Annotated in this window: 14 protein-coding genes and 1 pseudogene; 9 read left to right on the plus strand and 6 right to left on the minus strand. The window is 61.4% G+C overall.

What is annotated here, in order from left to right; all coding sequences use genetic code 11:
- The first annotated feature begins 81 nt into the window (after positions 1-81).
- Together FHX10_RS30375 and FHX10_RS30380 are read left to right on the plus strand one after the other, a co-directional pair.
- Positions 82-3,138, plus strand: a complete 3,057-nt coding sequence (locus tag FHX10_RS30375; protein ID WP_063473540.1) for an FAD-binding and (Fe-S)-binding domain-containing protein — start codon at positions 82-84, stop codon at positions 3,136-3,138.
- A 45-nt stretch (positions 3,139-3,183) separates the two neighbouring features.
- Positions 3,184-3,915 carry a FadR/GntR family transcriptional regulator gene (locus tag FHX10_RS30380; RefSeq protein WP_029868376.1) on the plus strand — a complete coding sequence of 244 codons (732 nt, stop codon included), beginning with the start codon at positions 3,184-3,186 and terminating at the stop codon, positions 3,913-3,915.
- 68 nt (positions 3,916-3,983) lie between these two features.
- Here FHX10_RS30380 and FHX10_RS30385 read toward each other — a convergent pair whose 3' ends face one another.
- The 6 genes from FHX10_RS30385 to FHX10_RS30410 are packed head-to-tail and all read right to left on the minus strand — an operon-like array spanning position 3,984 to position 12,687.
- Positions 3,984-5,669, minus strand: coding sequence for a thiamine pyrophosphate-binding protein (locus tag FHX10_RS30385; RefSeq protein WP_184390655.1), 1,686 nt, complete (start codon positions 5,667-5,669; stop codon positions 3,984-3,986).
- Between the two features lie 22 nt (positions 5,670-5,691).
- Entirely contained in the window at positions 5,692-6,885 is a 1,194-nt protein-coding gene (locus FHX10_RS30390; RefSeq protein ID WP_063473538.1) for an NAD(P)/FAD-dependent oxidoreductase, read from the minus strand.
- Between the two features lie 9 nt (positions 6,886-6,894).
- Positions 6,895-7,707, minus strand: coding sequence for an NAD-dependent epimerase/dehydratase family protein (locus FHX10_RS30395; RefSeq protein ID WP_047618800.1), 813 nt, complete (start codon positions 7,705-7,707; stop codon positions 6,895-6,897).
- Between the two features lie 12 nt (positions 7,708-7,719).
- Entirely contained in the window at positions 7,720-8,931 is a 1,212-nt protein-coding gene (locus FHX10_RS30400; RefSeq protein WP_028756392.1) for a pyridoxal phosphate-dependent aminotransferase, read from the minus strand.
- Positions 8,928-10,595, minus strand: coding sequence for a hydantoinase B/oxoprolinase family protein (locus tag FHX10_RS30405; RefSeq protein WP_029868371.1), 1,668 nt, complete (start codon positions 10,593-10,595; stop codon positions 8,928-8,930). Before FHX10_RS30405 ends, FHX10_RS30400 begins: the two co-directional genes overlap by 4 nt.
- 10 nt (positions 10,596-10,605) lie before the next feature.
- The gene (locus FHX10_RS30410) at positions 10,606-12,687 is read right to left on the minus strand and encodes a hydantoinase/oxoprolinase family protein (RefSeq protein ID WP_029868370.1); all 2,082 of its coding nucleotides are present in this window, start codon (positions 12,685-12,687) and stop codon (positions 10,606-10,608) included.
- 306 nt (positions 12,688-12,993) lie between these two features.
- Here FHX10_RS30410 and FHX10_RS30415 point away from each other — a divergent pair, with 306 nt between their 5' ends.
- From FHX10_RS30415 to FHX10_RS30445, 7 genes and pseudogenes are all read left to right on the plus strand, one after another.
- Positions 12,994-14,109 (plus strand): ABC transporter substrate-binding protein, encoded by a 1,116-nt coding sequence (locus FHX10_RS30415; protein WP_029868369.1) that lies wholly within the window; start codon positions 12,994-12,996, stop codon positions 14,107-14,109.
- 77 nt (positions 14,110-14,186) lie between these two features.
- The gene (locus tag FHX10_RS30420) at positions 14,187-15,104 is read left to right on the plus strand and encodes an ABC transporter permease subunit (RefSeq protein ID WP_028755661.1); all 918 of its coding nucleotides are present in this window, start codon (positions 14,187-14,189) and stop codon (positions 15,102-15,104) included.
- 17 nt (positions 15,105-15,121) lie between these two features.
- The gene (gene livM / locus FHX10_RS30425) at positions 15,122-16,432 is read left to right on the plus strand and encodes a high-affinity branched-chain amino acid ABC transporter permease LivM (protein WP_097543715.1); all 1,311 of its coding nucleotides are present in this window, start codon (positions 15,122-15,124) and stop codon (positions 16,430-16,432) included.
- On the plus strand, positions 16,429-17,247 hold the full coding sequence (locus FHX10_RS30430; protein ID WP_063473535.1) for an ABC transporter ATP-binding protein: 819 nt from the start codon (positions 16,429-16,431) through the stop codon (positions 17,245-17,247). Before livM ends, FHX10_RS30430 begins: the two co-directional genes overlap by 4 nt.
- Entirely contained in the window at positions 17,244-17,978 is a 735-nt protein-coding gene (locus FHX10_RS30435) for an ABC transporter ATP-binding protein (RefSeq protein ID WP_028755658.1), read from the plus strand. Before FHX10_RS30430 ends, FHX10_RS30435 begins: the two co-directional genes overlap by 4 nt.
- 14 nt (positions 17,979-17,992) lie before the next feature.
- Positions 17,993-19,423, plus strand: a complete 1,431-nt coding sequence (locus FHX10_RS30440; protein ID WP_028757613.1) for an aldehyde dehydrogenase family protein — start codon at positions 17,993-17,995, stop codon at positions 19,421-19,423.
- Between the two features lie 9 nt (positions 19,424-19,432).
- Positions 19,433-19,587, plus strand: a pseudogene (locus FHX10_RS30445) (electron transfer flavoprotein subunit beta/FixA family protein); the annotation flags it as partial.

A 19,587-nucleotide genomic window follows, 5' to 3' on the forward strand; every position in this document is an offset into this window, starting at 1 on the left:
TTGCGTTGCGCAGCTGCCATTGTATGTTATCACTTATATGCCAAGCTTGACAAAGCTCAAGTGCATTCTGAAGGTTTCGCAATGATTCCACGCCTCCGGCCGCATGGTTCAATCCCCCTTCCTCCTGCAGGATTCTTCCAGCGGCTCATCGAGGCGGGGTTCGATGGCGACATCGAAACCGGCGCGGCGAGCCGGACTGTTTTTTCGACCGACAACTCCATCTATCAGATCGAGCCGACCGGCATCCTTTTCCCCCGAGGCGTCGAAGACCTGCAGATCACGGCGGCCGTCTTGTCGGAGCCGGCTTTTCGCGGGATCACCGTCGCGCCGCGCGGCGGCGGAACCGGCACGAACGGCCAATCTCTCACATCGGGCATCGTCGTCGACTGCTCGCGACACATGAATTCCATTCTCGAAATCGACCCGGTCAGGAGAATTGCCCGCGTCCAGGCGGGCGTGGTCAAGGATCAACTGAACCAGGCTTTAAAGCCTTACGGCCTGTTTTTTGCGCCTGAACTCTCCACCTCCAATCGCGCCACCATCGGCGGCATGGTTTCCACGGATGCCTGCGGCCAGGGGTCATGCCTCTACGGCAAGACCAGCAACCATGTACTGGGATTGCGCATCGTGCTTGTAGATGGCTCCGACTGGTGGTCGCGCCCGCTCGATCCGGAGGCGTTCACGGAGATCGTCGCGCGCCAGGACCGTGTCGGCGAGATCCACAGGACAGTCGAGCGGATCGCGCGGGAAAAGCGCGACCGGATCGCCGAGATCTTTCCGAAACTCAACCGCTACATGACCGGCTACGACCTCGCTCACATCTTCCGAAGCGACGGGCGCTTCGACCTCAATGCCATCCTCTGCGGCTCGGAGGGAACGCTGGCGATGATCGCCGAAGCCGAACTCAACCTTCTGCCGATCCCCGCCCATGCGGCCCTGATCAACATCCGCTACGGCGACTTCAACACCGCCTTGGAGGATGCCCGCAGCCTCGTGGCGCTGAACGTCGCCTCGGTGGAAACGGTCGACGAAAAGGTTCTCGGCCTCGCCAGAGGCGACATCGTCTGGACCGGCATTGCCCGCTTTTTTCCGGACGACGCGGGCGGAGCGACCAACGGCATCAATATCGCCGAAGTGCTGGCCGACGATGAAGCCGAACTCGAACGCAAACTCGCCGAGGTGACTGCAGCGCTTGCCACCGGCGCAAATGCACGCCATGCCGGTTACACGATCGCCCGAGGTCATGCCGATGTCGAGGCGATCTGGTCGATGCGCAAGCGGGCGGTCGGCCTGCTTGGAAACGTGGAAGGGCCAGTCAGACCGGTTGCATTCGTCGAGGATACGGCCGTGCCGCCGGAAAACCTCGCGCCCTATATCCGCGAATTCCGCGCGCTTCTCGATGGCGCGGGCCTTTCCTACGGCATGTTCGGCCATGTCGATGCCGGCGTCTTGCATGTGCGGCCGGCACTCGACCTTACCCGCGACGACCATGTCCGGCTGGTTCGGGAGATCAGCGACGCCGTCGTGGCGCTGACGCGCAAATATGGCGGCGTGCTCTGGGGAGAGCACGGCAAAGGCGTGCGTTCCGAATATGTGCCGGAATTTTTCGGCGATCTCTATCCCAGCCTGCAGGAGATCAAACGGGCTTTCGATCCGGAAAACCGCCTCAATCCAGGCAAGATTGCAGCCCCTGCCGGCCAGGCGCTGCTGAAGATCGACGACGTGCCGCTGCGAGGAGAGACCGACCGCATCATCGGCAACGAGATCCGCTCGGCCTTCGACAACGCCGCCTATTGCAACGGCAACGGCGCCTGTTTCGACTTCGATGAAACCAGCCCCATGTGCCCCTCCTACAAGGCGACACGCGATCGGCGCTTTTCGCCCAAGGGCCGCGCGGCTTTGATGCGGGAATGGCTGAAGCTGCTTGCCGAGAAGGGCATCGATGCTCGCGAGGAGGCAAAACGCTTGCGGCGGAGCGGTCCGCTGGCGAACCTGGCGCGGCGCGCCTTCAACTCGCTGAACCCCCAAAATCGTGACGACTTTTCCCATGAGGTCCGCGCTGCGATGGACACCTGTCTGGCGTGCAAAGCCTGCGCGGGGCAATGTCCGGTGAAAGTCAGCGTCCCGGCCTTCCGTTCCAAATTCCTCGAACTTTATTACGGACGTTACCTCCGTCCGCTGAAGGATCCGCTCGTCGCCGCCATCGAGACCACCCTGCCCCTGGTTCAGCGGATACGACCTGCCTATAACCTTATCGTCAGCACGCGCGCCGGCAGGATGATGATGCGCGTCGCCGGACTGACGTCCCTGCCCCGCCTGCCGCGGATCTCTCTGGCGAAAGAGGCCGCCCGCCTTGGGGTACCGCTTGCGACCCCGTCGCGGATCGAGGCCTTGTCGCCGCGCCAGAGGGGGCAGAGCGTTATCTTCGTCGCCGATGCGTTTACCGCCTATTTCGATCCTGAGGTCGCCCTCGCCGCAATCAGGCTTGCGCGGAAAATGGGGCTCTCGCCCTTCCTCGCCGCTTCCCACGTTAATGGCAAAGCGCTGCACGTTCATGGCTATCTCGGACGTTTCGAGGCTGCGGCCGGGCGGACCGCGCATTATCTTCAGCGGCTGGATGAAGCGGGTGTGGCGCTCGTCGGGCTCGATCCGTCGATGACGCTCGCCTTTCGCAGCGAATACAAGGGCATGCTGAAGGCGGCTATTCTTCTTCCGCAGGAATGGCTGGTCACCACTCTTGACCGGCTTGCCGCGTCACCCTCCTCCGCCAAGGGTAAAAACTTCCGGTTGATGGCGCATTGCACCGAACGCACCAATGCGCCCTCTTCCGTCGCACAATGGAAACAAGTGTTCGCAAGCCTCGGCATCGACCTTCAGGCGGCACAAACGGGGTGTTGCGGAATGGCCGGCACCTTTGGCCACGAGGCCCGCAACCGGCCGATCTCCGAGCGCCTTTATGCGATGAGCTGGAAGCCGGAGGTCGATGCATCAGGCGATACAGACAGTCTCATGGCCACCGGATATTCGTGCCGCTCCCAGGTGAAGGAAATCGACAACAAACGCATCCCGCACCCCTTTCAGGTCATCGATAAGATAATGTCTGAAAACGCCGGCATCCCACAATCAGACGTGGCATGATATGTGATATGTGCTAAATTTGATCGTGAAAACCGGAGCGAACCAGTGTCAATCATCACGCAACGAGGCAATCTCGCGGAAATCGTCGTTGCAAAGCTGATGGAACGGATCGATTCCGGTCTTTATGCCCCGGGCGAGAAAATTCCGTCAAGTGCCCAGCTATGCGAAGAGTTCGGGGTTTCCCGAACTGTCATTCGCGAGGCGCTCACCTCCCTCAAGGTGGGCGGACGGGTGACAGCGCGGCAGGGTGCGGGGGTCTATGTCAGCGAGAAGGACGCAAAGACCCTCAATTTCGAGATCAGCCGCATCGAGGACATTCGCTCGGCGATGCAGATCCTGGAATTACGGCTCGGCGTCGAGATCCAATCCGTTGCCCTTGCAGCGTCGAGGCGGACGCCGGAGGCGCTGGCCGAGATCGCCCGCGCCTATGACAACCTTGAAAACCTGGTGACGGACGATGCCGAGGTCGAGGCGCGCGCCGACTTCGAATTCCATCTTGCGATCGCCCGCGCCACCCGCAATCCCCACTTCCCGAGTTTTCTGGAAGCGGTGATAGAGAGCATCAATTTCGAACTCGTGCTCAAACATCGCCAATCGGCGCGCGGCTACAGCACCTACCTGAAGAAGATCAATAAGGAACACGCCGCTATTCTGGCCGCGATCACCCAAGGTGATGCCAAGGCTGCCAAGGCTGCGCTGATCGTCCATCTGGAGGAAAGCCTCCATCGCTACCGCACGATGCTCAATGAGCCGGCGAGCAGCGAAACAGAGGATTGATGCGCACCGCCTGCTTTTCAGGCGGTGCGTTTTCCTGCGATCACTTCCCCGCAATCACTTAGCCGTAATCACTTTCCCTGGGCGATCGCCTGTTCGCGAATTTGCGTCAGTGTCATTTTCGGTGTCAGCGCTTCCGGATCGATCCGGATTTCGATGAGGCCCGGCTTGCCTGACGCCTCGCAGCGTTCGAAGGCGCCGGCGAAGTCCTCGGTCTTTTCCACGGTCTCGCCGTGGAGGCCATAGGACCGCGCCAGCGCTGCAAAATCCGGGTTCGTCAGGCCGGTGCCGGAGACACGGCCGGGATAGCTGCGCTCCTGATGCATGCGGATCGTGCCATACATGCCGTTGTTGATGACGAGAAAGATCACCCGAGCGTCATACTGCATGGCGGTTGCAAGTTCCTGACCGTTCATCAGGAAACATCCGTCGCCGGCAAAGGCAACGACCGTGCGCGCGGGATCGGTGATCTTGGCGGCGATCGCCGCCGGTACGCCGTAGCCCATGGAACCGTTCGTCGGTCCGAGCTGGGTGCGGAAGGTGCGGTACTGATAGAAGCGATGCGCCCAGGCGGAATAGTTGCCGGCGCCGGTGGTCAGGATGGCGTCGGGCTTGAGATGGCCGCGCAACCATTCCATGATGTCGCCCATCTGCACGGGACCCGGGACCTCGGGATGCGCGAGGTTTTCGAGGTAGTCGGCATGAGCCGTTCTGGTCCAATCCTTCCACACCGGCGCAGATGATGGATTCAACTTTGCCGCCTGCGACAGGAAACCCGCAACGCTGGCATTGATCGGCAATCGCGCGTGATAAACGCGCCCCAATTCTTCCGCGCCCGGATGGATATGAACGAGCAACTGCTTCGGCACTGGAATGTCGATCAGCGTATAGGCGCCCGTCGTCATCTCCCCGAGACGGGCACCGATGGAGATCAGCAGGTCGCAATCCGTCACATGGCGGATCAGCTTCGGCCCTGCGGCAAGGCCAAGATCGCCGGCATAATTCTCATGCCTATTGTCGAACAGATCCTGGCAGCGAAAGGACGCGGCGATCGGCAGGCTGAAGGCTTCCGAGAACGCCTTCAGGTCGACAACAGCCTGCTGCGTCCAGCCGCCGCCGCCAACGACGACCATTGGGCGCTTCGCCTCGGAGAGAAGGCCGAGCAATTCTTCGAATTGCGGTTCGCCGGCAAAGGCCTCGACCTTCTTGTAAGTCGGGGTGTCGGCGACATCGACCATATCGGTCAGCATGTCTTCCGGAAGAGCGACGACCACCGGCCCGGGCCGACCGTTGACGGCTCTGTGGAATGCCTGACTGATGAGCTCGGGAATGCGGGCGGCATCCTCGATCTCGACGACCCACTTCGCCATCTGGCCGAACATGCGGCGATAATCGATCTCCTGGAACGCTTCGCGCTCCATCTGGTCGCGCGCCACCTGGCCGACGAACAGGATCATCGGTGTCGAATCCTGGAAAGCCGTATGCACACCGACGGAAGCGTTGGTCGCGCCCGGCCCGCGGGTCACGAAGCAGATACCGGGTTTGCCGGTCATCTTGCCGTAGGCTTCCGCCATATAGGCAGCCCCGCCTTCCTGCCGGCAGACGATGAATTCAATGGCGTCTTCCATGTCGTGAAAGGCGTCGAGGGCGGCAAGATAACTTTCGCCCGGCACGCCGAACACGCGCCCGACACCGTGGATGCGCAAGGCATCGACGAGCACCTGGCCGCCGCTGCGCTTCAATGTCTCATTTCTCATCGGGAGCCCCTCTCCTTGTGCGTTAAATGACGGCGTCTTCGAGGAAGGGCCGGTTTGCCGTCACTCGTTCGTAGCCGAATGGCGAAAGATCGAGCGTCTTGAAGCCGCCATAGGCAATCAGTTCCGAGAGACCCCGTCCCATCGCCGGCGATTGCTGGAGACCGTGCCCCGAAAAGCCGTTTGCGAAGAGGAAATTGCTGACCTCTGTATGCGGTCCGAGGACGACGTTGTGATCGAGGGTGCAATAGTCGTAATGGCCGGCCCAGGAATTGACGACCTTGATCGCCTCGAAGGCCGGAACCCGGTTCGCCATGATCGGCCAGATTTCCTCATCGAATTCGTCGTGCATGACGTCGAAATCGTTGGGATCGACCTCCGGATCGTGCTTGGGATAGGTACCCATCAGATAGAATTTGCCCTCGGGCCGGAAGAAAACGCCGGTGGGGTCGATCGTCAGGCCGACCTTTCCTTCGAGCGGTGTGCGGCAATCGACGACGAACAGCGAGCGTCGGCGTGGCTCGACGGGAACGTCGAGCCCGGCCATGCGGGCGACCTTTTTACCGTTGGTGCCCGATGCGTTGACCATCGTGCCGCAAGCGATCGTCTGGCCGCTCTTCGTCGACACGGAAACCATGCGGTCTCCCTCTCTGTTGACGGCAACGACTTCGTCTTCGATATATTCGACGCCCAAAGAGCGCGCTTTCTTGCGGAAGCCCTGCAGCAGGCCGACGCTGTCAAACCAGCCCTCACCCCGTTCGCCGGTGCTGCCGAGCGTCAGCCCTTCCAGGTTCAGCCAGGGAAACCGCCGGCCGAGGCCGTCAGGATCGAGCAGCGTCACATCAGCCCCGCAGGAGATCTGGGTCTCGTGATTGCGCCGGAGAACCTGATCGCCGCGTTCGTCCTCGGCGAGGAACAAATACCCGGCCTCATGAAAACCGATCTCCGGCGTGTCGTCGTCGATGGCGACGTTTTCCTTGAAGTTGCGGATGAACTCCGTCCCGAACTGCGAGACTTTGACATTGATCGCATTCGAGAACTGGTGACGGATGGAGCTGGAAGAGAGCGCGGTGGCCGACCGCTGATAGGTCCAGTCCTTCTCGATCACCAGGACCGATCCGTTGAAATCGGGGTTGGTCGCCAGAAAATATGCCGTCGAACTGCCGACCACTGCACCGCCGACGATCACCACGTCATAGGACGACTTGGAAGCTTGCATCGGGGCGTCTCACTTTTTCTCGTCTTCATAATGGCCGGCAGCGGCAAAGCTGCCGCCCTGGAAGCGCACCGCCGGATCGTTGGGATCGCCTTGTTTCGTCTTCGCAAAGACCTTGTCCGCGTAATCGTCGGCGCTGTCTTCCGGCTTGTATCCAAGCGATGCCGCCGTGCGGTTGTCCCAGAAGGCCTGGCTGTTGTCGGACATGCCATAGGCGACCATGAAGCCGACGCGTTCGGCCGACAGGCTCTTTTCGACGAGCTGGCGGCAATCGCGATAGGAAAGCCAGGTGATGAGATGGCGCCGGTCCGTCGGCTCAGGGAAGGACGAGCCGATGCGCAAGCTCACGGTCTCGATCCCGAACTTGTCGAAATAGTAACGGCCGAGGTTTTCGACGAAGGTCTTCGACACGCCGTAAAGACTGTCCGGGCGGGTCGGCACGTTGCCGTCGATCGTCTCGGTGCGCTCGTAAAACCCGATGGCGTGAACGGAGCTGGCATAGACGATGCGCTTGACGCCATGCTGACGCGCCGCCTCATAGATGTTGTAGCTGCCGACGATATTGGCGTTGAGGATGGTGTTCCAGGGAGCTTCCAGCCCCTGGCCGCCCATATGAATGATGGCGTCGCAACCCTCCACGGCTTTGGAAACGGCGTCGAAGTCGGAAAGGTCCGCCGGGAAATCTTCCTCGTGCGGCGCGAGGTTGTCGCAGGGCTTGCGTGCGGACAGCCTGACGATCTTGCCGAGCCTTGTTCCGGATTCGCGCAACTGGGTTCCCAGAGCGCCGGCCGCGCCGGTCAGAAGCGTGCGCTGATAATCGGTCATCGAATTTTCCCTTTAGCGAAGTTTGGCCAGTGCATCGGCGGTGCGCTCGATGGCAATGGCAAGATTGTCGCGCGATGTCGCGAAGGAAAGGCGAATATAGGGTTCGACACCGAAAGCGGCACCCGGAACGGTTGCGACCTTGCCTTCCCTCAGGAGATAGGAGGCCAATTCGGTATCGTTGGAAATCCTGGCGCCGTCGGGCGCCGTCTTGCCGATATAGTGGGCGCATTTTGGAAAGAGGTAGAAGGCCCCTTCCGGTGCTCGCACCTCAAGACCGGGTATCGCGCTGAAGCCCCTTGCAACGAGTTCGCCGCGCGCCTTGTATTCGGCAACCGCCGTCGTGACGAAGTCCTGGGGACCATTGAGCGCTGCCGCGGCGGCAAACTGGGTGATGGAGGACGGGCAGGTCGTGCTCTGGGACTGAAGCTTGTTCAGGGCCCTGGTCAGTTCCCGCGGGCCGGCCGCATAACCGAGGCGCCATCCCGTCATGGCATAGGCCTTGGATACGCCGTTGATGATGAGCGTCCGGTCCTTCAGCTCCGGGCAAGCGACGACGAAGGACGTGAAGGGCACCTCGCCGCAGACGATATGTTCGTAGATCTCATCCGACATGATCGCCACGTGGGGATGGCGCGCCAGCACCGCACCAAGCGCCTTCAGTTCGTCCGCCGTATAGATCGCCCCCGTCGGATTGGAGGGAGAGTTGAACAGGAACCATCGCGTCTTCGGCGTGATGGCTGCTTCCAGCCGCTCGGCTGTGATTTTGAAGGCATCCTCGACACCGCAAGGCACGGTTTTGGGAATGCCGCCATGCAGGATGACGATGTCGGTGTAGGAGACCCAGTAAGGCGCCGGCACGACCACCTCGTCGCCGGGCTCCAGCGTTGCCAGGAATGCATTGAAGAGTATCTGCTTGGCGCCGTTGCCGATGGAGATCTCATCCATGGCGTAGTCAAGGCCGTTCTCGCGTTTGAACTTGGCGACGATCGCTTCGCGCAGCTCCACCAGGCCGTCCGGCGCGGTATAGCGGGTAAGCCCCTTGCGCATCGCCTCGATCGCCGCCTGGACGATATGATCGGGCGTATCGAAATCGGGCTCGCCGAGCGAGAGGTCGACGACATGCTCTCCCTTGGCCCGCATCGCCTTGGCGGCGATCGACACCGCCATGGACGGCGAGGATTTGATCGTCGCGACGCGCGTGCTTTCGAATGCAATCATATTCATGCCTTGCCTCCCTGGGTCCGGCCCCTGCCGTAGGCTTCAGCCTGTTCTTCGGTGATGTATCCATGCCTTAGGTCGTGTTCGATCGCGTCAGTCGGGCGATTTGCCGGATCGCCGTAACCGCCGCCGCCCGGAAGCGACAGAACGAGGCGCCGGCCTTCCGGTACGAATTGCAGCCCCTTGCCCTTGAGAACCGTACCGTCGTCGAGCACAACGGCGCCGGCCGTGCCGCTCTGTCCGCCTTCGCGGCCGCGTGCGGGGTGGCCGAGCCTGTCGAACATGGCGGAGAAGCGGAAGCTGAAGCCTTCGGCCGCTTCGATCTCGATCATCTGACCGAGACCGCCGCGTTGCGCGCCGGCACCCCCGGACCCCTCGCGCAACTCCTTGCGCCAGATGATGACGGGGCCGACATTTTCCGTCGCCTCGATCGGCATCGTGTGCACGCCGCTCGGAAAGGCGGTGGCGTTCAAGCCATCGAGAGCGGCACGCGCGCCGGAGCCGCCGGAATTGAACATCAGGATTTCCGCGCCCTTGCCGCCGATCTGATCGGAGACGGGGCGCACGCTCATATGCAGGTTCCAGAGTGCGCTGGCACCCTCCGCCGGCACCTGGCCCGGAAGCGCCTGATGCAGCGCGCCGAGCACGAGGTCCGGCACGAAATGGCCGAGAACGTGGCGGACGGCGACCGGCGCCGGCCGCTTGGCATTGAGGATGCAGCCCTCCGGCGCCACGACGTCAAAGGGTGCGAGCGAGGCGGCGTTGTTGGGAATTTCCGGCGCCACGACGCATTTGATGCCGTAACAGGCATAGGCCTTGGCATAGACGAGCGGCACGTTGATGCCGAACTTGCTCATGCCGGAGGTGCCATCGAAATCGACCACGACCCCCTCGGGACCGATGGTAAGTTTTGCGGCGAGATGCACCGGCTCATCATAGCCGTCGAGATCGAGGCTATAATTCCAGGAGCCATGCGGAAGGTTCTGCAGCCGCTCCAGCGTTGCCTCGCGGCTGTGCTTGAGGATGAAGCCGCCGATCGTCGACAAATCAGGAAGATTGAATTCCGTCAGCATATCGACGAGCCGGCGATGGCCCGTTTCATTGCAGGCGGCGAGCGCATAAAAGTCGCCGACGACCTTATCGTTTTCGCGAACATTGTTGCGCACAATATGGATCAGCGTCCGGTTCAGCTCGCCGCGCTCGAAGAATTTCATGATCGGGATGAAGATGCCCTCTTCATAGACTTCGCGGGCATCCGGGCCGAAACCGCGACCACCGACATCGACGACATGCGCGGTCGAGGCAAAATAACCGACCAGCTTGCCGTGATGGAAGGAGGGCGTGACGACGGTGATGTCGTGCAGATGGCCCGTTCCCTTCCATGGATCGTTGGTGATGTAGACGTCGCCTTCGAAGATATTGTCCGGCCCGATATCGGCAATGAAATGCGCGACGGATTCTGCCATGGCGTTGACGTGACCGGGCGTGCCGGTAACCGCCTGCGCCAGCATGCGGCCTTCCAGGTCGAAGACGCCGGCCGACAGATCGCCCGCCTCGCGTACGGAGGTGGAGAAGGCCGTGCGGATCAGCGTCTGCGCCTGCTCCTCGACGACGGAGATCAGCCGGTTCCACATGACCTGCATATGGATATCGATCATGGATTGGTTCATGTGACTATCCTCAGATCCGGGTTACGAGAAGGCAGCCATCGCGCTGAACGACGGCTTTGAAAGAGGCGGTGAGAACCGTCGAGGTCTCGCGCTCGACGATGACGGCGGGGCCTTTGACCACGTCGCCGGGCGTCAGGCCGGTACGCTCGTGAATGCCCGCTTCGAGATAGGCGCCCTGCGCAGCCTCGAACAGGCGGCGGGTCTTGCCCGGCTGCACGACATTGCCTTCGGCGATGGAGGATACGCGCTCCACCGGCGGCAGCGGCGAACTCGCCTTGACCGACCAGCTGACGATCTCGATATCGAGACCTTCGATGGCGCGGCCGAAGAAACGCTCATATTCCTTTTCGAACGAGGCGGCGATCGTCTCAGCACTCGCGGCGTCGAAATTGTCATCGGCAAGCGGGACCGGGATATCCCAGCCCTGCCCGGCATAACGCATGAACAGCGTGCGTTCGATCACCGGGGAGCCCGCATCGAGCCCGCCTTCGACGAAGCCCAGCGCCTCAGCCTTCATGGCTTGCAGGAGCCGGTTGGCCTCGGAATATTCGAAATTCGACAGGTTGAAGACGGCGCTGCGGACGGACTCATAGCCGAACGGCGCCTTGAGGAAGCCGATCGCCGAACCGACGCCGGCACCCGGCGGAACGAGGAAGGTCGAGATACCCATTTTTTCACAGAGGCGCGCGGCATGCAGCGGCCCGGCGCCACCGAAGGTGATCATGGTGAAATCGGAAATGTTCTTGCCGTTCTCGACGGTGTGGACGCGGCCGGCATTGGCCATGTTTTCGTCGACCATTTCGCAGGTGCCGTAAGCTGATGCTTCCGGATCGAGGCCGATGACCGAGCCGATATCGTCGCTCATCGCGCGGCGGCTCGCCTCGACGGAAAGCGGGATGGCGCCGCCGGCGAAATTGGCGGGATCGAGCTTGCCGAGGATCAGGTCAGCATCGGTGACGGTGGGGTTCTTGCCGCCGCGCTGATAACAGGCCGGGCCGGGCTCCGAGGCCGCCGAGTGCGGCCCGACGCGGATCTGGCGCATTGCGTCGACCGAAGCGATCGAACCGCCGCCCGCGCCGATTTCGACCATCTCGACGACGGGGATGGAAATCGGCATGCCGGATCCCTTGCGGAATCGATAGGTGCGCGCGACTTCGAACGTCTTGGCCGTCTTCGGCACCTGGTTTTCGATCAGGCAGATCTTGGCGGTCGTGCCACCCATATCGAAGGAAAGAACCGTATCGAGACCATGTTGACGGGCGATGTCGGCCGCGAAGATCGCGCCGCCCGCCGGACCGGATTCGACCAGACGCACCGGAAACTCGGAGGCGCTCTCGACCGAGACGATCCCGCCGCCGGAATGGATCATGAAGACCGGGCAGCCGACTCCGATCTCCTTCAGCGACACGACGAGACGGTCGAGATAGGATTTGATCGCCGGCTTGACATAGGCATTGGCGCAAACCGTGTTGAAGCGCTCGAACTCGCGCATCTGCGGCGAAACTTCCGACGAGATCGAAACGGAAATGCCGGGAAGGCGCTTCAGGATCGCATCGCGGACGGCGACTTCGTGCGCGCCATTCGCATAGGCATGAATGAAGCCGACCGCGACGCTTTCATAGCCGCCGGCGGCAACCTTCTCGACGACGGCTGCGACCGAAGCCTCATCCAGAGCGAGCAGAACCTTGCCCTGCGCATCGATACGCTCCCGGATGACGAAGCGGTCGGCGCGGGCAATGAGCGCCGGCGGCAGGGAGATATTGAGATCATACTGCTCGAAACGGTTCTCAGTGCGCATCTCGAGCACGTCACGAAAACCTTCCGTCGTCACGAAGGCGGTTTTGGCGCCGCGCCGCTCGATGAGCGCATTGGTGGCGAGCGTCGTGCCATGAATGAGGATACCGATCTCTGAAAGAGCGATACCCGCCATGTCGGCGACGGCCTTCACGCCCTTGAGGATCGCCCGCTCCGGTGCCGTATAATCCGTCAGGATCTTCGTCGAGTGGAGCGTCCCATCGAGGTCGAGAGCGATATCCGTAAAGGTGCCGCCGATATCGACGCCCACCCGGCAGTTTCGTGGCGTGCTGCTCACCGTCTTGTTCCCCGCTTTCTTAACGTTGGAGGCCGCGCTCGCGCGGCCATGCGCCGTGCCATTCTTCACTGTTGCAAACGACACTGCAACATTTCCGCTTGACGATCTTCGTATATGTCACTTATCATATAAGTGTCAATTAAGAAAAGGATCGAAAATCTCGAAATCCGCTCTTCTCCGCAACTTCGGGAAAGAGAAATTATCCAACAAAAATAATAGCTTCGCCTTTGATGCGAAGCATGAACGCGGACTAAACCGCGTCAAGAGCCACCAAAACCAGAGAGCTTCAACCAGAGGGAAAAGCACATGAAATCCATCTCGAAACTTCTGAGCGCCACCGCTGTGGCCTCCGCCTTGCTGTTTTCCAGCGCTTTGGCCGCCGACACGGTCAAGATCGGCGTCGCCGGCCCCTATACCGGCGCCAATGCGACCTTCGGCGAGCAGGTGTTCAGCGGCGTGTCCGCCTATGTCAGCGACGTCAATGCGTCGGGCGGCATCAATGGCAAGAAGATTGAACTGGTGAAGGGTGACGACGCCTGCGAACCGAAGCAGGCCGTTGCCGTCGCCAATCGTTTCGTCGATCAGGACAAGGTCCAGGCCGTGATCGGGCATTTCTGCTCGTCCAACACGATCCCCGCTTCGGAAATCTACAATGATGCCGGCATCCTCGAAATGACGCCGTCCTCGACCAATCCGACCGTGACCGATCGCGGTTTCGACAACCTGTTCCGTGGCTGCGGCCGTGACGACCAGCAGGCCGTCGTCGCCGGCAGCTTCATCCTGGATACGCTGAAGCGGGACAAGATCGCGCTCATCCACGACAAGGACACCTATGGCCAGGGCCTGGTGGACGCCGTCAAGAAGACGATCGAAGCACGCGGAATCAAGCCGGTGATGTACGAAGGCCTGACCCGTGGCGAACGTGACTTCAACGCGCTCGTCACCAAGATCAAGAGCTCCGGCGCCAATGCCGTTTATTTCGGTGGTCTCATTCCCGAAGGCGGTCCGTTGATCCGCCAGCTGAAGGAACAGGGTGTCGACGTAGTCGTCGTCAGCGGCGATGCTTTCGCGCAGACGGAACTCGTCGCAGCCGCCGGCGGGCCTGAGAATCTGAAGAACGTCTATTATTCGGCGACGCCCGATCCGCTGGCCGATCCCTCCACGCAGGGCGTCCAGGATGCGCTGAAGAAAGCCAACATCACGCCGGCCAACTACGTGCTCTATGGCTACGCCAATGCGCAGGCCATCGTCGCTGCGCTGAAGGCCGGCGACGAGCTGAAGGCCCAGGCCGACTATCTCCGCAACAACACGGTCGATTCTGCCATCGGCAAAATCACCTGGGACGCCAAGGGCGACATCAAGGACTTCAAGTTCGTCTTCTACAACTTCGACGACAAGGGAACCCCTGTCTTGGTGAAGTAAGGCATTTTGCCCGAGTTGGCCGGACCGCAAGGTTCGGCCGGCTTATCCATCCCCGAAAACCATAAGAGGGGTTCACCATGGACTTTTACATCCTGGTTCAACAATTGTTCAATGGCATCACGCTGGGGACGATCTACGGTCTGATCGCGGTCGGATACACCATGGTCTACGGCGTCATCCGGATGATCAACTTCGCCCATGGCGACGTCTATATGGTATCGGCCTATATCGCCGCCATCACACTCGCCGTGCTTGGCTATTTCGGCGTTCAGTCGGTTCCCTTCGCCTTGATATCCGTGCTGGTGATCAGCTGCGCGATCACGGCCGTCTATGGCTGGGTGATCGAACGCGTCGCCTATCGGCCGCTTCGCGGCTCGACCAAGCTTGCTCCGCTGATATCGGCCATCGGCATCTCCTTGATGCTGCAGAGCTATGTCCAGATCGCTCAGGGCGCACGCGACCAGGGCGTGCCGACACTCATCCAGGGTGCGTTTCGCATCGGTGGCGATGTCCACTTCGCACAGATCACCTATATGCAGACGGTGATCCTGTTCGCGTCGCTGATCGCCATGGGCATACTGACCTATGTGATCAACTACACCAGGATCGGCCGCGAATGCCGTGCCACCCAGCAGAATATCCGGATCTCCGCGATACTGGGGGTGAACACCGACCGGATCATTTCGACCGTCTTTGTCATGGGCGCGGCCACGGCCGCCGTCGGCGGCACGCTCGTCACCTTCAATTACGGCTCCTTCAACTTTTTCATCGGCTTCGTGATGGGCATCAAGGCCTTCACGGCCGCAGTGCTCGGCGGGATCGGTTCACTGCCCGGCGCCGTGCTCGGCGGTATCGTCCTCGGCCTGACCGAGGCTCTGTTCGCAGGCTATGTCAGCACCGACTACAAGGACGTCTTCGCCTTTGCGTTGCTCATCACCCTCCTGTTTTTCCGACCGTATGGCCTGCTTGGCCGGCCGGAAATCCAGAAAGTCTGAGAGAGGAGCAAGAAACCATGGAATCCAACCGCCTTCGCGCGCTCGTCAGGAAAGCGCTCCTCACCTTTACGGTCTCCCTCATCCTGTTCGGCCCGATCTCGGGACTGGTGCTCGAAGGATTTTCGTTCACCAACGAACTGATGCGCGCGGTGTTGCTGGCTGCCGTCGTCACGGCAGGACGTCTAGCACTCTCGCTGTTCCAGATGAGCAGCGTCGGCCGAAAACTCACCCGGCGCATCGCAGGCAACGGTGCCGGCGTGACCGTCATGACCGGCAAGGAAAGGTCGCCGGCGCTGCTCCTTGCCGTGCTGTTTCTCGCAGGGCTGAGCCTGCCGTTTTTTGCCGACAAATACCTCCTGGGTATCGCGATCCTCGCCCTGATCTATTGCCTGCTCGGCCTGGGGCTCAACATCGTCGTCGGGCTTGCTGGCCTGCTCGATCTTGGCTACGTCGCCTTCTACGCCGTCGGCGCCTATCTCCTGGCGCTCGGATCGCAATATCTCGGCATCGGGTTCTGGGGCGCTCTGGTGCTCGCCCCATTCCTGGCCGGCCTCTTCGGCATGGTCCTCGCCTTTCCCGTTCTCAAGATGCATGGCGACTACCTTGCCATCGTCACGCTCGGATTCGGCGAGATCATTCGTCTTGTGCTGAACAACTGGCTTGATTTCACCGGCGGGCCGAACGGCGCTCCGGTTCCGGCACCGACCTTCCTCGGCCTCGAATTCACTCGTACCGCCAAACAGGGCGGCGTTCCCATTCATGAATATCTGGGCATCCCCTACAGCGCGGACTACCGGTTCTGGTTTCTCTATTTCGTGCTGTTTCTTGTCGTCTGCTTCGTCATCTACGCCGTGGAGCGGCTGCGCGTCATCCCTCTCGGCCGCATGTGGGAAGCGCTGCGCGAAGACGAGATCGCCTGTCGTTCGCTCGGCGTCAATCACGTCTTCACAAAGCTCACGGCCTTCATGCTCGGCGCCTCCACAGGTGGCCTGGCCGGCGTCTTCTTTGCTGCACAGCAGGGCTTCGTGAATCCGACATCCTTCACCTTCTTCGAATCCGCCCTCATCCTGGCCATCGTCGTCCTTGGCGGCCTCGGATCGACGGCCGGCGTCATCTCGGCAGCGCTCGTTCTCACCATTCTTCCGGAACTTCTGCGCGAATTCGCCGAATACCGCGTTCTCGTCTTCGGCATTCTGATGGTGGTGATGATGATCTGGAAACCGCGTGGCCTGGTCCGCATCAAGCGCCCGGCCTTCTTTCCGAGCTCGATGAAAGAAGGCATCGGAACCGAACTGTCCTTTGAGGGCAAGGCGGAGGCGGGACGATGAACGGACCTATCCTCGACGTGCAGAATGTCACGATGCGGTTCGGCGGCATCGTCGCCAACCGGGACGTCAGCTTCTCGGTCGAACGCGGCGCGGTGACCGCCCTGATCGGTCCCAACGGCGCCGGCAAGACGACGATGTTCAACTGCATCACCGGCTTCTATCGCGCCAGCGAAGGCCGCATCATGCTGAACGGACGCGAAGGCCCGATCGATATCGGCCAGTTGGTGACGAAACCGGTTACCGGCGGCTCGCACCTCGTGACACGCGCCGGGATTGCCAGGACGTTCCAGAACATCCGCCTGTTCAAGGAAATGTCGGTTATCGAGAACCTTCTGATCGCCCAGCACCTCACCACCCGCAACAACATCCTCAGCGGTGTTTTCCGGACTGGAGCGTTCCGCAAGGCCGAGGGAGAGGCCATCGACCGTGCCTATTACTGGCTCGGGCAGATGAAGCTTGCCGACGACGCCAACCGCCTGGCCGGTGAACTGCCTTACGGCCGGCAGCGCCGCGTCGAGATTGCCCGCGCCATGTGTACGGGCCCGAGCCTCATATGCCTCGACGAACCAGCCGCGGGCTTGAACCCCTCCGAAACGCTGGATCTGGCGGAAGTCATCCAGCGGCTCTGTGACGATCACGATCAGACGGTTCTCGTCATCGAACACGACATGGGCCTCGTCATGCGCATTTCGAACCACATCGTCGTGCTCGATCATGGCGAGGTGATCTCCGACGGCACGCCTGAGCATGTCGCCAATGACCCGGCCGTCGTCGCCGCTTATCTCGGTGTCAGCGAAGAAGAGGTACCAGCATGAGCCAATCGTCCGACACGCAGGTACCGCTTCTCGAATTCGCCGGCGTCCATGCCCATTACGGCGCGGTCGAAGCGCTGAAGGCGGTAAACGTCCACATCTCCGCCGGTGAGATCGTCAGCCTGATCGGTGCAAACGGCGCCGGCAAGACCACACTGCTTTCTTCTATTTTCGGCGCCCCGCGCGCCTCATCGGGCAAGATCCTGCATCGTGGCGAAGATATCTCCCATATGCCGACCAGCAGGATTTCCCGGCGTGGCATCGCGCTCGTTCCGGAGGGCCGGCAGATCTACCAGGAGATGTCCGTCGAGGAGAATATGATGATGGGCACGACACCGATCGGCATGGCCCATTTCGAAGAAGACAGGAACACCATGTTCGAGCTCTTCCCGCGTCTCAAGGAACGTCGAAACCAGACCGCCGGCACCATGTCCGGCGGCGAGCAGCAGATGCTCGCCATCGCCCGCGCCATGATGGCGCGGCCCGAATTGATCCTGTTCGACGAACCCTCGCTCGGCCTGGCGCCGCTGATCGTCAAGCGCGTTTTCGAGGTTTTGCGGGAAATCGCCGCAATGGGCAAAACGATATTTCTCGTCGAGCAAAATGCCAATCACGCCTTGAAGCTCTCCCAGCGGGCCTATGTCATGGTCAACGGCCGCATTCATCTCTCCGGCGACAGCGCCGCCCTTCTCGACAACCAAGACGTCCGCAAGGCCTATCTCGGGCTGCACTGAACGCAGGGATTTCCATGCTGCACAAGAACCTGATCGCCGGGGAATGGGTTGCCGGCGACGCTTCGGCGAACATAAACCCGTCCAACACCCATGACGTCGTCGGCGAATTTGCCCGCGCCAATGCCGATGACGTCAGGGCTGCCATCGCGGCCGCAAAGTCGGCTTTGCCAGCCTGGTCCCAAGCGCCGATCCTGATCCGCCATGCCATTCTGAAGAAGACCGGCGACGAGATATTGGCGCGCAAGGAGGAGCTCGGACGCCTGCTGGCCCGCGAGGAAGGCAAGACCTTGCCCGAGGCAATCGGCGAAGTCACCCGCGCCGGCCAGATCTTCGATTTCTTTGCGGGCGAGGTTCTCAGGCTGTCGGGAGAAACGCTGCCCTCGGTTCGCCCCGGCGTCGGCATCGACATCACCCGCGAACCGGTCGGCGTCGTCGGAGTGATCACGCCCTGGAACTTTCCGATCGCCATCCCCGCCTGGAAGATCGCGCCGGCCCTTGCCTATGGCAATACGGTCGTCCTGAAACCCGCCGATCTGGTGCCGGGCTCGGCCTGGTCCCTGGTCGAGATCCTTCACCGGGCGGGCGCGCCGGCCGGTGTCGTCAATCTCGTCATGGGACGCGGCAGCGTGGTCGGCCAGACGATGCTCGACAGCCCCGATATCAACGCCCTGACCTTTACCGGGTCGGCAGCGACAGGAAAGCGTGTCGCGCTCGCGTCGATCGAGCATAATCGCAAGTTCCAGCTGGAGATGGGCGGCAAGAACCCCTTCGTGGTCCTTGACGATGCCGATCTCGAGGTCGCCGTCGAGGCGGCCGTCAATTCGTCCTTCTTCTCCACCGGCCAGCGTTGCACGGCATCCTCACGACTGATCGTGACGGAAGGCATTCACGACCGCTTCGTGGCGGCACTTACCAGACGTCTTGGGGGGCTTGTCGTCGACGATGCTCTGAAGAGCGGCACGCATATCGGCCCCGTCGTCGATGAAGGCCAGTTGCGGCAGGACACCGACTATATCGATATCGGCCGACAGGAAGGCGCAAGGCTCGCCTTCGGCGGCAACAGGCTGGAACGGGCGACACCCGGCTTCTATCTCGAACCCGCACTTTTCACCGAAGCGACGAACCAGATGCGGATCGCGCGGGAGGAAATCTTCGGCCCGGTCGCCGCCGTCATCCGGGTGAAGGATTACGACGAGGCGCTCGCCGTCGCCAATGATACCAGCTTCGGCCTCTCCTCCGGGATCGCCACCACCAGCTTGAAACATGCGACGCATTTCAAGCGCAATGCCGAAGCCGGTATGGTCATGGTCAATCTGCCGACGGCCGGTGTCGATTTCCACGTGCCGTTCGGCGGCCGCAAGGGCTCGTCCTTCGGCCCGCGCGAACAGGGCCGATATGCCGCGGAATTCTACACCTCGGTCAAAACCGCCTACACGCTTGCATAGGGAAAACCGATGAAAATTCTCGTGCCAGTCAAACGGGTTGTCGACTACAACGTGAAGATCCGGGTTCGTCCGGATGGCACGGGTGTCGAGCTTGCCAATGTGAAGATGTCGATGAACCCGTTCGACGAGATCTCGGTGGAAGAGGCGCTGCGGCTGAAGGAAGC

Source organism: Rhizobium sp. BK591, from assembly GCF_014195045.1.
Lineage (GTDB): Bacteria > Pseudomonadota > Alphaproteobacteria > Rhizobiales > Rhizobiaceae > Rhizobium > Rhizobium anhuiense.

Coding starts and splice junctions, on each gene's coding strand:
- FHX10_RS30375 (WP_063473540.1), top strand. CDS start 82: ATGATTCCACGCCTCCGGCCGCATGGTTCAATCCCCCTTCCTCCTGCA.
- FHX10_RS30385 (WP_184390655.1), bottom strand. CDS start 5,669: ATGAGAAATGAGACATTGAAGCGCAGCGGCGGCCAGGTGCTCGTCGAT.
- FHX10_RS30390 (WP_063473538.1), bottom strand. CDS start 6,885: ATGCAAGCTTCCAAGTCGTCCTATGACGTGGTGATCGTCGGCGGTGCA.
- FHX10_RS30395 (WP_047618800.1), bottom strand. CDS start 7,707: ATGACCGATTATCAGCGCACGCTTCTGACCGGCGCGGCCGGCGCTCTG.
- FHX10_RS30400 (WP_028756392.1), bottom strand. CDS start 8,931: ATGAATATGATTGCATTCGAAAGCACGCGCGTCGCGACGATCAAATCC.
- FHX10_RS30405 (WP_029868371.1), bottom strand. CDS start 10,595: ATGAACCAATCCATGATCGATATCCATATGCAGGTCATGTGGAACCGG.
- FHX10_RS30415 (WP_029868369.1), top strand. CDS start 12,994: ATGAAATCCATCTCGAAACTTCTGAGCGCCACCGCTGTGGCCTCCGCC.
- FHX10_RS30420 (WP_028755661.1), top strand. CDS start 14,187: ATGGACTTTTACATCCTGGTTCAACAATTGTTCAATGGCATCACGCTG.
- livM (WP_097543715.1), top strand. CDS start 15,122: ATGGAATCCAACCGCCTTCGCGCGCTCGTCAGGAAAGCGCTCCTCACC.
- FHX10_RS30430 (WP_063473535.1), top strand. CDS start 16,429: ATGAACGGACCTATCCTCGACGTGCAGAATGTCACGATGCGGTTCGGC.
- FHX10_RS30435 (WP_028755658.1), top strand. CDS start 17,244: ATGAGCCAATCGTCCGACACGCAGGTACCGCTTCTCGAATTCGCCGGC.
- FHX10_RS30440 (WP_028757613.1), top strand. CDS start 17,993: ATGCTGCACAAGAACCTGATCGCCGGGGAATGGGTTGCCGGCGACGCT.